The 12929-nt window shown below is 58.8% G+C and carries 9 protein-coding genes; 7 read left to right on the top strand and 2 right to left on the bottom strand.

Features of this window, described 5'->3' with window-relative positions; genetic code table 11:
* Nucleotides 1-32: 32 nt before the first annotated feature.
* A complete protein-coding gene (locus LAO20_14640) occupies nucleotides 33-1271 on the bottom strand; it encodes a VWA domain-containing protein (protein ID MBZ5532667.1) in 1239 nt (412 codons plus the stop codon).
* Nucleotides 1272-1416: 145 nt separating this feature from the next.
* Here LAO20_14640 and LAO20_14635 point away from each other — a divergent pair, with 145 nt between their 5' ends.
* The gene (locus LAO20_14635) at nucleotides 1417-3237 is read left to right on the top strand and encodes a SpoIVB peptidase S55 (GenBank protein ID MBZ5532666.1); all 1821 of its coding nucleotides are present in this window, start codon (nucleotides 1417-1419) and stop codon (nucleotides 3235-3237) included.
* Nucleotides 3238-3294: 57 nt separating this feature from the next.
* Nucleotides 3295-5508 carry a hypothetical protein gene (locus LAO20_14630; protein MBZ5532665.1) on the top strand — a complete coding sequence of 738 codons (2214 nt, stop codon included), beginning with the start codon at nucleotides 3295-3297 and terminating at the stop codon, nucleotides 5506-5508.
* A 123-nt stretch (nucleotides 5509-5631) separates the two neighbouring features.
* Here the strand turns inward: LAO20_14630 and LAO20_14625 are convergent, their stop codons facing one another.
* On the bottom strand, nucleotides 5632-6444 hold the full coding sequence (locus LAO20_14625; protein ID MBZ5532664.1) for an HAD family hydrolase: 813 nt from the start codon (nucleotides 6442-6444) through the stop codon (nucleotides 5632-5634).
* Between the two features lie 257 nt (nucleotides 6445-6701).
* On the opposite strand from LAO20_14625, the gene LAO20_14620 reads away from it, so the two are divergent.
* From LAO20_14620 to LAO20_14600, 5 genes are all read left to right on the top strand, one after another.
* Nucleotides 6702-7325 carry an isoprenylcysteine carboxylmethyltransferase family protein gene (locus LAO20_14620; GenBank protein MBZ5532663.1) on the top strand — a complete coding sequence of 208 codons (624 nt, stop codon included), beginning with the start codon at nucleotides 6702-6704 and terminating at the stop codon, nucleotides 7323-7325.
* Entirely contained in the window at nucleotides 7322-8602 is a 1281-nt protein-coding gene (locus LAO20_14615) for an ABC transporter permease (GenBank protein ID MBZ5532662.1), read from the top strand. Before LAO20_14620 ends, LAO20_14615 begins: the two co-directional genes overlap by 4 nt.
* A 234-nt stretch (nucleotides 8603-8836) precedes the next feature.
* On the top strand, nucleotides 8837-9538 hold the full coding sequence (locus tag LAO20_14610; protein ID MBZ5532661.1) for an ABC transporter ATP-binding protein: 702 nt from the start codon (nucleotides 8837-8839) through the stop codon (nucleotides 9536-9538).
* A 228-nt stretch (nucleotides 9539-9766) separates the two neighbouring features.
* Entirely contained in the window at nucleotides 9767-12223 is a 2457-nt protein-coding gene (locus tag LAO20_14605) for an ATP-dependent Clp protease ATP-binding subunit (GenBank protein ID MBZ5532660.1), read from the top strand.
* 379 nt (nucleotides 12224-12602) lie between these two features.
* Nucleotides 12603-12929 (top strand): hypothetical protein (locus LAO20_14600; protein MBZ5532659.1); only part of this gene is annotated, 327 nt, incomplete at its 3' end.

The following is a 12929-nucleotide window of genomic DNA, read 5'->3' as shown; positions in this document are numbered from 1 at the left end:
CAATTACCAAATTACCCAATTACCAATCTGCCTTACTCCACTTCCCTCTTGGCTTTATAGCCGTCGCGCGCGATCACCTGGTACTTCACGTCTTTGCCTTTTTGGTCGCGCATTTTCAGCGGACTGCCGTCCGGGCCCACCAGTTCGACTTTGATTTTCCGGAAGGCCCCATCTTGCGCTGAGTTGCTCGGGTGATAGGCGATGGCGTACTGGTTGCGGATGGCTTCTGCCATATCACCGAAGGCTTCCCTAAACTGGGCGGAAAATAGAGGCTGGTAGTACCGGCCACCGGTCATCTTGGCGAAGCTTTTGAGCTGATTATCAGCCTGGAGAAACTCCATGTTGCAGTTGAAGGTGGTGATGCCGCACAGGTAGCTCATGAGCCCATGGGTCTCAGCATAATTGCGCAGGGCCTGGCCGGTGCTGACGGTATAGATGGCAATGTCTTTGGTCCCTTGGATCTTCTTGAGCATCTGGTCCAGGGTCCTTTTGCTGAAGGTGTCGCGTCCGCTGGAAATCAGAATGATATATTTGCGGCCTTCCACGCCTTCCAGCCGGTCAATGGTGTCATAGAGCGCGTCGAAAAGATTGCTCTCCGCCGACATGGCGAACTGCAGGCTGCGCAGCCCTTCGTAGATGTCGCGCTTGTCCTGGGTAAAGTCGGCCAGGATGTGCGGGCGAATATCGTAGGTAATCAGCGCAATCCAGTCTTCTTTCTTCATGGTTTGGGCGAAGGTCGCGGACGCGTAGATGGAGTCGGCGGCAAAAGCGTAGAAGTTCTTGGAGAACTCCACCAGCATCACCGCGGTGATGGGCGCCTGGGTCTGGCCAAAGCTGGTGATGGTCTGCGGTACGCCGTCTTCCAGCACGCGGAAATTCTGCTGCTTGAGTCCCGGGACGAATATGCCGTCTTTGGTCAGCACGCCCACATCCAGGGTCACCAGAGCGGCACTGGCCCGCAGGGTAAATTCGGGCATCCCCTCAATCTTCTTGGGGCCCTTGGGAGCTTCCTCTTTCTTGGGCGGCTCGTCTTTTTTCTTGGGAATGGCGATGGGGCCAATATCGCCCTGCGGACCTCCGGCCTCTCCGCTGCCGGTTTGTTTCGCCGGGGTGGGGGACGGGGTGGGGCTGGGCGATTGCGACGGCTGGCTCTGCGCAACAAGCGCCGCAGGCAAGGCCAGGCAAAGAGCGATCGTGATGACGAGCAAGGCTGCCCAGCGGGGGACGGTCTTGAGGGAACTAAGCGTTTTAATGGCAGATATCGGGTGCATTTCCAGGTGCCTTTTTTAGGATTTGTACATTAGTATAGATGCACGAACGCAACTTGTCAGAAGCCCTTTTTGCGAGCTCAGAGAAGTGTCTGTACTGGGGTCCGCGGGAATGAGTGTAGCCGTCAAGTTGTAAGAAAAAAGGCGTATGAAAAAAGCTGTTGTGTTACTCGTCGCTCTCTTCGTCTTTTCCGGCCTGGCATCGCCCCAAACCGCCCCCAACGCCAGCGCCGCCGGCAAGATTCCAACCAGCCAAATCAAGTTCATGACCGTGGATGAAGTCCGTCCCGGCATGAAAGGCGTGGCGTACACGGTGTTTGAAGGCGTGCGCCCGGAGGCCATGGACGTGGAGGTTTTGGGTCTGCTCCGCAACATGAACGGCCCCAAGAATGACGTGGTGCTGGTGCGCCTGCATGGAGAGAAACCCGAATACACCGGAGTAGTTTCGGGGATGAGCGGCAGCCCGGTTTACATTGATGGCAAGCTGCTGGGGGCCATCGCCTACCGGATGGGGACCTTCAGCAAGGAGCCTATCGCCGGGGTTACGCCCATCCAGCAGATGCTGGAGATCAACGAATTTGACCGGAGCATTCCACCCGCAGGTTCAGCCCCGCGGCCGGACAACACGAAGAAGGCCGGCAGCCCGAGCGCCGTCTCCGCGGGCGGCAGCGGCGGATACGACTTGCAGAGCTACGCGCAAATCCTCCAGCCGATTGGCGCGCCGATCGTGTTCAACGGGTTCGACGAAGCCACCATCAAGCTGTTTGCGCCCCAGTTCGCCGCGGCGGGAGTGGTCCCAGTGATGGGCGCGGGTTCGGCCAGCAATGAAAAGCAGCCGGAACCCATGGAAGCCGGTTCCGCCGTGAGCGCGGTCCTGGTCAAAGGCGACATGGACGTATCGGCCACCTGCACCGTCACTTACATGGACGCCGAGCATCTCCTGGCCTGCGGCCATCCCATTACGCAATATGGCATGGTGGAAATGCCCATGACCAAAGCCAGCGTGATCACTACCCTGGCCACGCCGCTGGGTTCGTTCAAGATCATCAATACCACCGAGCCGGTAGGCGCGTTTGTGCAAGACCGCCGGACAGGAATCCTGGGGCGCTTTCATCGCGACGCGCAGATGATCCCCATCACCCTCACCATCCACGGCGATAGCGGCGCCAAGGAATTCCACTATGAAGTGCTCAACAGTGCGCGGCTGACACCGCTCATGATGATGGCCACGGTTTATAACTCGCTAATGGGCATGAACCAGTACAGCGAAGAAACCACTTATCGCATGAACGGAAGCATCCATGTGACCGGGTATCCGGACGTTCGCCTGGCCAACTTGTTTTCTCCCGCAGACAACATGCCGACGGCCTTCGCCGTGGCCATGGCCCTGGGCGAGCGCTTTGGACGGATCTATGACAACCCGTTCCAGGCGCCGAAAGTCGGCGGCGTGTCATTGGATTTTAGCCTGGAGCATGACCGCCGTTCCGCCGTGCTGGAAATTGCCCGCACTGATCTGACTGAAGCGCGGGCTGGAGACGAAATCACCATTGAAGCTGTGCTGCGTCCTTACCGCGGCGAGCGCATTGTCCGCCGCATTCCGGTGCACCTGCCGGCTTCGTTGCCCAAAGGCACGCTGCGCATCCTGGTGAGCGACGCTGACACTCTGGAACGCTCACGCCGGGCCTTCCCGGCATTCGCCAAGCGTTTGGACTTGAACTCCACCATCGAACAGCTCAACAACGAGCATCGCAATGACCGGCTCTACGTTTCTTTGCTGGAAGCCAGCCCGCAAGCCACGGTGGAAGACAAAGTGATGCCGGCCATGCCGCTTTCCGTGATGAACGTGATGGACGGGATGCGGGCCACGCAGGAGATGATGGTGTTCGCCGAATCCGCGGTGCGTGAGTCTTCTACGCCGGTGGGTTACGTGGTAAGCGGCGCCCAGGTAATCACCCTGACTATCAAATAGCCGTTCTTGGTCCGCGGCGCCATCCAATAGCGCTGAGCTGTTAATCTTGGAACCGTGATGAAACCAGTCTGCTCTGCTCTCTTTGTCCTTTTGTGCGCCGGTTCGGCGTGGTCCCAAGGCACGCGCCAGTGGAAAGAAACCGGTTACGAAGATTTTGAACGCGGCACCTCGCGCAGCGTGGCCATCCGCAGCGACGGCTACCTGGAGCTGGCCCCGGCGTTCAAAACGATTTATACCAGCCCTTCCACCTACATTTGGAACATCGTCGCGGACAAAGACGGCGCGGTGTACGCGGCCACGGGAGCTCAGGCCCGCGTCTATCGCATCACGCCCGACGGCAAAGCTGCCGTGATCTTTGAAGCCAAGGAATTGCAGGTCCAGGCCCTGGCCCTGGCCGGCGACGGCGCCATCTATGCCGCCACCGCGCCCGACGGCAAGGTGTACAAAATCACCCGCGCGGCGGCCAAACCAGCGCAGGCGGCAGCCTCTGAATGGACTTCAGCCGAGTTCTTCGACCCCAAGACCAAATACATATGGGCCTTGGCCCTGGACGGCCAAGGACGGCTCTACGTGGCGACGGGCGAGAACGGTGAAATCTTTCGCGTAGAGACCAGCGGGCGAGGGGAAAAAAGCGGGCAAGGCGCGGTGTTCTTCAAGTCTGATGAAGCGCACATCCGCGCGCTGGCCTTTGACCCCAAAGGCAACTTGATCGCAGGTTCGGACGGCAACGCGCTGATCTACCGCATCACACCCGCGGGCGAGGGATTCGCGCTCTATGCTGCCCCGCGCAAGGAGATCACCGCGCTGGCGGTGGATGCGGTGGGAAATATCTATGCCGCAGGCACGGGCGAACGGCGCGCTGGGCCGCCGGCGGGCGTTATGCCGTTACAACCTCAGATGCTGATGGCGCCGGGCGCTCCTCCGCCCACGGCCATGCCGTTTGTCGGCAATTTGAATCTGAGCGGTTCCGACATTTTCATGATCGCGCCGGACGGCTCGCCCAAAAAGCTTTGGTCGTCCAAGGAAGACATTGTCTACGCGCTGGACTTTGATTCTGCCGGGCGCTTGATCGCCGGCACCGGAAACAAAGGAAGAATTTTTTCCATCGAGAAGAACGGCCAGTTCACTGATCTCATCAAGGCCAGCGCCAACCAAGTGACGGGGTTCGCGCACGCCGCCAACGGCGCCCTGTATTGCTCCAGCAGCAACCTGGGGAAGATCTTTTTGCTGAGCAGCCAGACGGAGAGTGAAGGCTCGTTTGAAAGCGACGTCCAGGACGCAAAAATCTTTTCCCGCTGGGGACGCGCGGAGGTCCGCGGGCGCGGCAGCTTTGAGCTGTTTGCCCGCAGCGGCAACGTGGACAATCCCGACCACAACTGGAGCGCCTGGACGCGAATTGACCTGGGCAAAGACGCGCGCCTGGAAGTTCCCGCGGCGCGCTTCGTGCAATGGCGCGCCGTGCTCAAGCCGGCCAGCCCGTCCACGGAGATTGACGAAGTCAGCGTCAACTATCTTCCCAAGAACGTGGCGCCGGTGGTGGAAGAGATCGCGGTGCAGACGGGAGCGCGCATTGTGGCGCAGCCGCACATGGTCCAGCCGGACGTGGTGACCATCAATTTGGGCTCGCAGCCACAGATGCCCATGCCCAAAATGGAAGTTCCCGTGCAGGCCAGCCGGGACCGCTCCTACGTGGCCGCGCGTTGGGGCGCTCACGACGACAATGACGACAACCTGGTTTTTTCCGTCTACTATCGCGGCGACAACGAACGCGATTGGAAGTTGCTGAAGTCCGGCATCATCGACAAGTTCTATTCCTTTGATTCCGGGCTGCTCCCCGACGGCGGCTACATGCTCAAGGTGGTGGCCAGCGATGCGCCGTCACACACGCCGGACGAAGCCCTCAGCGACGAAAAGCTGAGCCTGCGCTTTGAGGTGGACAACACCGCTCCGCGCATCGAAGGACTCTCAGGCCGCGCCGAGGCCGCGGGGCTGCATGTGACCTTCCACGCCATCGACGATTTCTCTCCCATCAAACGCGCCGAATACTCGGTGGATGCCGGCGACTGGCAGTATCTGGAGCCGGTGGGCCAGATTTCTGACGCCAAGACCGAAAACTACGATTTCAGGATTGCGTTGCCCGCGGATTCTCAGCCTGAACCAAAGAAGCCTGCCGGAAAAAGTGCGGCGTCATCTTCGACTGAGCATGTCGTCGTGGTGCGGGTCTATGACCGCTATGACAACGTGGCGACGGCCAAGACCGTGGTGCGGTGAGACATCTCACCACGGAGACACGGAGGCACGGAGAAAAGCGGGGGAGGGTTGGGTTCACTCGATCTGCTAGTTTTAGATTGACACCTGCAGGGAAAAAAGAAAACTGTTTGTGCTCCTAATTTGTTACTTGCCTGATTTCCTCCGTGTCTCCGTGCCTCCGTGGTGGACTTTGTCGCGGTCAGCCCACACAAACGGCAGCTTTCTTACCTCTGAAATGTTTCGCACCACGTAGTCCGGTTGCTCGTCCGGCCCTTGCTCATCCTGCGCCGCAAACTCGCCGCGGCGGATGCGTACGGTGTGCATACCGAGTTCGTTGCCGGCGCGGATTTCGCTGCTGGCGCGGTCGCCGACGATCAGCACCTGTTTCGCCGGCAGGTCCAGCTCCTGCTGGATGATTTGGAACGCCGCCTCTTTGGTCATGAGCTTGTCGCGGTCGGCGTAAAAAATCTTGTCAATGGCGGGATGGCCGTCAAGTCCCAGGGCCTTCACTTTTGCCTTCTGCGTCTTGGGCTCGCCGAAGCTGACTACGAAGACGCGCACCCCGCGAGCGTGCAACATGCGAAGGAGAGGCAGAGTTCCCCGGAAAAGAGTCAGCTTGCCGACGGGACAGTTAAAGTAGGCGTCGCGCGCCGCCTTGCTGACGGCCTCTGGATCGGCGGCGCCGAACTTGCGGCAGACTTCCGCATCAATGTGTTTCAGCATGGGGTCGTGATGAAAGGCCTGGAGGCGCGCGCGGTACACGGCGTCCACGGTGGCCTTGGTTTGCGCTTTGAAGACTCCGGCCTTAACCATGGCTCGCGCGGCGTAGCGGTGCGCCGGACGCACGCGCTGCCCCAGGCAGTCGTAGAGCGTGTCATCCAGGTCGAAGATCACGCAGCGGATGAGGGGCTGCTTGTGAATTGATTTTTGCTTTTTTGCCTTGGCTTTAGAAAGCATGAACGGTCGGAATTTATTCTAAATACCAGCGCTAGCTAGTGTCGCCCCTCCGGGGCTCGTGGATTTTGCGCACCGTCCCCACCGTTCCGGCTTCGCTGCGCTCGCCTCACGGTGGGCTAACCTGTGACCGCGCCTCCGGCGCTGGACCATGGGCTCTTCGACTCTTTCTCACTCGTTACGCGATTTGTATTCGCACATGGCTTTGCCGCAACGCGGGAATTGGAGATTGACACAAACGGACTGTTACAATCACTCTCATGGAGGCCAAGCTGCTTCTCATCCCCTGGTTGGTGGGAGTTGTGTACAGCAGCATTCCGCTGTTCTGGTTCGCCATCCATCCCTTGGCCGCGCGCTGGCGGAAGATGAAACGGTCTCCTTACCTGGCGCTGCTGCCCATCTGGGCGGCCATTGTCGCCGCCGAAGGCTGGATCACCTGGCCCTGGCATGGGCTGCGACTCTATTCCACTCCATGGATGTGGCTTCCCGCGCTTCTTCTCTTTGTGATCGGAGTGCGCACCTACGCACGGATTTTTTCTGAGTTCGGCGGACACAAGCTGTCCGGCGAGGCCGAATTGCGCCCGCAAGAGCACGAGCAGGAACTGGTCACCACCGGGCTGCACGCCTCCATGCGCCATCCGATTTACCTCGCCCATCTGTCCAACTTCGCTGCCTGGACGCTCGGCAGCGGGCTAACCGTCAACTTTGTTTTGCTGGCGATCAGCCTGGCGATTACTTTTCCCGCGATGATTGCCATGGAAGAACGCGAGCTGCTGGCCAGGTTCGGTGCGCGCTATCGCGAGTACCAGACGCGCGTGCCACTGTTCGCACTGCCGGGCTTCCACCGGCGAAATACGCCGCAGGGCAACGGGGCTGGCGCATGAAATTTGAAGTGTTTGTCGCCGCGCGTTACCTGCGGGCCAAGCGCCGTCAGGCGGTGATCGGCGTGATCACGGCGATTTCCATCGTGGGCGTGGCGGCGGGCGTGGCCAGCCTGATCGTTGCGCTCTCCATCAACGGCGGCTTCCAGCGTGACATGCAAAACCAGTTGCTCGGCTCCACCGCGCATGTCGGCCTGCAAGGAGCCAAGTCTTCTCCCGGCATCACGGATTGGCAGCAAGTTATGGCCAAAATGGAGAAGCAGCCGCATGTGGTGGCGGCGTCGCCCGCGCTATACGAAGAAGTTCTGGCCAGCCGCGGGGCGCATGCGTCGGGGATGATTCTAAAGGGTGTAATCCCGGAATATGAAAATCGGGTGAGCGAGCTACTGAAATCGGTAAAAATCGGCTCAGCCGAGCCGCTCAATCCTGCCCCAGGTCCGCCGCCTTGTCCAAAAGATGACAATAATTGCAGCATCGTCCCCAAAGAACTCCCGCCCATCGTGCTAGGTAAAGATTTGGCTGAGACCATTGGGGCCACCGTGGGCTCCATCATTCAGGTCATCAGTCCGGAAGGCGAGCTCACGCCATTTGGCACGGTGCCCAAGTATCAGAAGTTCAAAGTGGTGGGGATCTTCAGTTCCGGCTTCTACAACTATGACAATACGTGGGGATTCATTCGTCTGGCGGACGCGCAACGGCTGTGGGGTCTGGGCGATGTGATATCTGTCATTGAGTTCAAGATTGACGACCTGTATAAAGCGGCCTCAGTGGGCGAAGAACTACAAAGCGTTGCCGGCCCGCGTTTTATGGCCACTAACTGGATGGAGCAAAACCGCGCGCTGTTTCGCGCCCTGCGGTTGGAGGGGATTGTGACATTTCTGGTCATCGGACTGATCGTTTTTGTCGCAGCCCTGAACATTCTGATCTCGCTGATCATGATGGTGATGGAAAAAACCAAGGACATCGCGGTTTTAATGTCTATGGGGGCGCGGCGCCAGCAGGTGCGAGGCATCTTCATTGTGCAAGGCGTGCTGATTGGACTGATTGGGACGGCGCTGGGGCTGATCGTGGGGTATGCCGTGTCGTTGGCGGGGGCCAAATACCGGTTTATTCCCCTCAACCCGGAAGTCTATTCCATTAACCATGTGCCGTTTGCGCCGCAATGGACGCACGGGCTGCTGGTGGCGGCGGTGGCGCTGCTGGTGTCCTTTGTTGCCACACTATATCCCTCCTGGTCAGCGGCGCGCGTTTTGCCCGCGGAAGCATTACGCTATGAGTAATCAACCCTATTGCGCGCCAGGCACACAAGAACGCAGACTTGCGTATTCGCGTTCCGCAGTCTTATCAAGAATTAGGGAAATTAATGAAATCTTGAGGATACTTGTACAGGAAATAATGGAGTCTAGCACCCACACTCAGGGTTCATACTATACACGCACTTTCATTGGCCGAACGGCAATGAAAGTGCAACAGTTAGCTACCGATTGCACCAATCAGGCAAGGCGGTGCATCTAATGGAACATCAGCCCGAAATGGTTCGCGTTGATGGACTTAAGAAGGTTTACAAGTCCGGACAGACGGATTTGGTGCTCTTTGAAAACTTGTCCTTCCAGGTGAGGAAGGGGGAAATGCTTGCCATCGTGGGCGAATCCGGCGCGGGTAAGAGTAGCCTTTTGCATATCTTAGGGACTCTTGATCGTGCTTCTGCCGGTGACGTATACTGCGCCCAGATTCCAGTGACGAAGCTGAGCGAAGATGCGGCGGCAGATTTTCGCAACCGCGAGCTCGGTTTTGTTTGGCAGTTTCACTACCTGTTGCCGGAATTTACGGCGCAGGAGAATGTTGCTATGCCGCTTCTAATGAGAGGCACCGGGTACCGTAAGGCGATGGAAACCGCCGGTGGATGGATGCGCGAAGTCGGACTGGAAAGCCGCAGCCATCATCGAGCCGGGGAACTCTCCGGAGGCGAGCAGCAACGGGTGGCTTTGGCCAGGGCCCTGGTAACGGGACCCAAGCTTTTGATGGCCGATGAGCCCACGGGTGATCTGGACAATCGCACGGCCGAGTTGGTCTTCGGTCTGCTGCAACGGTTGCATCGCGAGTACAGGCTCACTTCCCTCATCGTCACCCACAACCTCGAGTTCGCCCACCGGTGCGACCGTGTACTAAAGATGCATCAGGGCCGGGTCGAGGAGGTGTCGCCCGGTTCTGCTTGAAGAACGCTGCTAAAGAATTAAGATAGGGCGAGAGGACGAGATTTAAGGTTTAGTCTGCCGAGCAGAAAGAGTGGCAGACAAGGAAAGTTTGTCCGGCCTGCAATACTCCCCGTGACGGGGGACAAGGTCCGGACGGAAAGCTTCTTCCTGGGAGTACGGGGGTTCGTACCGGGGGAAGAGAGAGATGCTTCAGGCAGAGGTGACCGGGGGCATCTGGGGTGAGGGAACATGTTCGAGCGGTACACAGAAAAAGCCCGGCGCGTCATATTTTTTGCCCGGTATGAGGCCAGCCAGTTCGGTTCTCCGTACATTGAGACGGAACACCTGCTGCTGGGTCTGCTGCGCGAAGATAAAGCTCTGACGAACCGTTTTCTGCGCTCCCACGCATCGGTGGAATCAATCCGCAAGCAGATTGAAGGGCATACCACGATCCGGGAGAAGGTCTCCACGTCCGTTGATCTTCCTTTGAGCAACGAGTGCAAGCGGGTCCTGGCCTATGCGGCGGAAGAGGCGGAGCGCCTCAGCCACAAGCATATCGGCACGGAACACCTGCTGCTGGGATTGCTGCGGGAAGAAAAGTGCTTTGCCGCCGAGATCCTGCACGAGCGTGGACTCCGCTTGAGCGCCATCCGCGAGGAACTGGCGCGCAGCACCCAGGAAAAAGCCCAGCCCCAGCGCGGACAATCGCGCGAATCATCTTTGCTGGCGGAATTTTCCCGCGACCTGACGCAGGCCGCCATGGACAGCCAGTTGGACCCGCTCGTCGGCCGTGAGGGCGAAGTGGAGCGTGTGGTCCAAATCCTGTGCCGGCGCACCAAGAACAATCCCGTGCTGATCGGCGAACCGGGCGTAGGCAAGACGGCGATCGTTGAAGGCCTGGCCCAGCGCATCGCCGATGGCGAAGTACCGTCCTTCCTGGCGGACAAGAGAATTCTCGGGCTCGATCTCTCGCTGATCGTGGCCGGAACCAAATACCGCGGACAATTCGAAGAGCGGCTCAAGACCATCATGAAAGAACTGATGGAGAACCAGAACAGCATCATCTTTATTGATGAGCTGCATACTCTGGTGGGGGCCGGATCGGCCGAAGGCTCGCTGGACGCGGCCAACATCCTTAAGCCGGCGCTTTCGCGCGGCGAAATTCAGTGCATCGGCGCCACCACGCCGGGCGAATACCGCAAGTCCATTGAAAAAGACCGGTCGCTGGAACGTCGCTTCCAGGCGGTGAAAGTTCCGCCTCCGAACGAGGCCGAGGCCGTCAAGATCATTTACGGGATCAAGGAACGTTATGAGAAGTTCCATGCGGTCACCTACACCGACGACGCCATTGAGTTCGCCGTGTATCACTCCAACCGCTACATCCCGGACCGCTTCCTGCCGGACAAAGCCATTGACCTGATGGACGAAGCCGGGGCGCGCGTGAAGCTGCGCCAGACTTCGCTGCCGGAAGAGCTCACGGAAGTGCAGAAGCGGATCAAGTTCATCGTCCACCGGATGGAGAACGCCATTGCGAACCACGAGTTCGAAAAGGCGCGCTTCTACTCGGACGAGGAGCGCAAAGAGCGCGAGAACCTGCGCGCCCTGCGCGAAAAATATCACCTGGATGAGTCGGCCACGGGCGTTGTCAACCGCGAGGACATTGAGGAAGTGGTGAGCCGCTGGACCGGCGTGCCCGTGACCTCCATCAAGGAAGAAGAAACGCAAAAGCTGCTGCGCGTGGAAGAAGAGCTGCACAAGCGCGTGATCTCGCAGGACAAGGCCATCAGCGCCCTGGCCCGCTCCATCCGCCGCTCGCGCGCCGGCTTGAAGTCGCCCAACCGCCCGATTGGCTCGTTCCTGTTCCTGGGACCCACGGGCGTGGGCAAGACGGAAGTCGCGCGCACCCTGGCGCAGTTCCTGTTCGGCAGCGAGAAGTCGCTGATCCGCTTCGATATGTCGGAATTCATGGAGAAGCACTCGGTCAGCAAGCTGATCGGTTCGCCTCCGGGATACGTGGGCTACGAAGAAGGCGGCCAGTTGACCGAACGCGTGAAGCGCTCGCCCTACTCCGTGGTCCTGCTGGATGAAATCGAGAAAGCGCACCCGGACGTGTTCAACATCCTGCTGCAAGTGCTGGAAGACGGCCAGCTCACCGATGGACTGGGCAACACGGTGGACTTCAAGAACATCATCATCGTGATGACCTCGAACATCGGCGCGCGCCATTTGATGAAGCGCAAAGGTCTTGGCTTCTCCATGGACAAAGAAGAGATGGTCAATGAGAAAGTTGAAGACCTGGTCAAACAGGAAGTGAAGAAGACCTTCAATCCGGAGTTCCTGAATCGTCTGGATGAAGTCATCATCTTCAACGCCCTGGCGGATGGCGACCTGATCCAGATCCTGGAACTGCTGGTACAGCAGCTCAATGGAAACCTGGCGCAGCGGCACATCACCATCACCGTGAACGAAGAGGCCAAGAAATGGATCCTGGACAAGACGCTCAGTGACCGCAGCTATGGCGCGCGTCCTCTGCGCCGGGCCTTGCAGCGGTACATTGAAGACCCGCTGTCTGAGGCGCTGATCCAGGGCACCATCACCACGCGTCCGGCGTTCATTGAGGTCTACCTGGAAGGCGACAGCCTGTTCTATCGCCAAGTGGGCGACGGCCAGGAAAAAACCGAAGGCGTGATCCTGTACAACAACTAAGCAAATCTCTAACCACAAAGAAGCCGCCGGAGAAACCCGGCGGCTTTGTTTTGGAGGAGAGTTTTTGTTATAGCCGGCGTTGCTGGCTACGGTCTGGCTGTCTATTTGTCTTTGGGTTTAGCCGGTGCTTTTGTCTTGGTCTTGGCCGGCGGCTTGGTTTTTTGCAGAAGAGTTTTGTTCTTCGTGATTGCGTCTTTCTGCAGCGCCTCCAGCGATTTAAGAGCGGCGAGCGTGGAAGGGGACAGTCGGGAACGGCGCGCTGCCAGGGTCCTCGCACCACCAGGAGACGGCGGAGCATAAGCATTCACGGCCAGCGACCAGAGAAAATCATGTCCCGGCGATCCGGGTCCATTGGGATGAGCCGTCAAGTTGTGGTGCCGTGTTCTCGTTCGGTGGGAGGGAGATTGTCGCGATTGAGCCCGCCAAGGCTATGAAAGGAATAAGTCTGATCAGTACGATTGAATATGGCGTAGTGCCAGGTTTTATCGGGGACGATCTGGTATTCGAGGCGCGAGAATATCCTTCGACGAGCGTGCTTCACGTTCCTTGCGATGGTCTTTTCGTCGGTTTGCTGAAGGGACGCAACGACATGCTGGTCGTCACGTGGCCCGAGGGGGCGCAAAAAATGAAGCTGGTCTCGGGCAACAAAGCAGGGGACCGCCTGGTCGAATCCGTCGATTTCGACAATGATGGCACAAGGATCTAC

Source organism: Terriglobia bacterium, from assembly GCA_020072815.1.
Lineage (GTDB): Bacteria > Acidobacteriota > Terriglobia > Terriglobales > Acidobacteriaceae > Angelobacter.
This window is presented reverse-complemented; position numbering and strand designations above follow the sequence as displayed.

Coding starts and splice junctions, on each gene's coding strand:
- LAO20_14640 (MBZ5532667.1), bottom strand. CDS start 1,271: ATGCACCCGATATCTGCCATTAAAACGCTTAGTTCCCTCAAGACCGTC.
- LAO20_14635 (MBZ5532666.1), top strand. CDS start 1,417: ATGAAAAAAGCTGTTGTGTTACTCGTCGCTCTCTTCGTCTTTTCCGGC.
- LAO20_14630 (MBZ5532665.1), top strand. CDS start 3,295: ATGAAACCAGTCTGCTCTGCTCTCTTTGTCCTTTTGTGCGCCGGTTCG.
- LAO20_14625 (MBZ5532664.1), bottom strand. CDS start 6,444: ATGCTTTCTAAAGCCAAGGCAAAAAAGCAAAAATCAATTCACAAGCAG.
- LAO20_14620 (MBZ5532663.1), top strand. CDS start 6,702: ATGGAGGCCAAGCTGCTTCTCATCCCCTGGTTGGTGGGAGTTGTGTAC.
- LAO20_14615 (MBZ5532662.1), top strand. CDS start 7,322: ATGAAATTTGAAGTGTTTGTCGCCGCGCGTTACCTGCGGGCCAAGCGC.
- LAO20_14610 (MBZ5532661.1), top strand. CDS start 8,837: ATGGAACATCAGCCCGAAATGGTTCGCGTTGATGGACTTAAGAAGGTT.
- LAO20_14605 (MBZ5532660.1), top strand. CDS start 9,767: ATGTTCGAGCGGTACACAGAAAAAGCCCGGCGCGTCATATTTTTTGCC.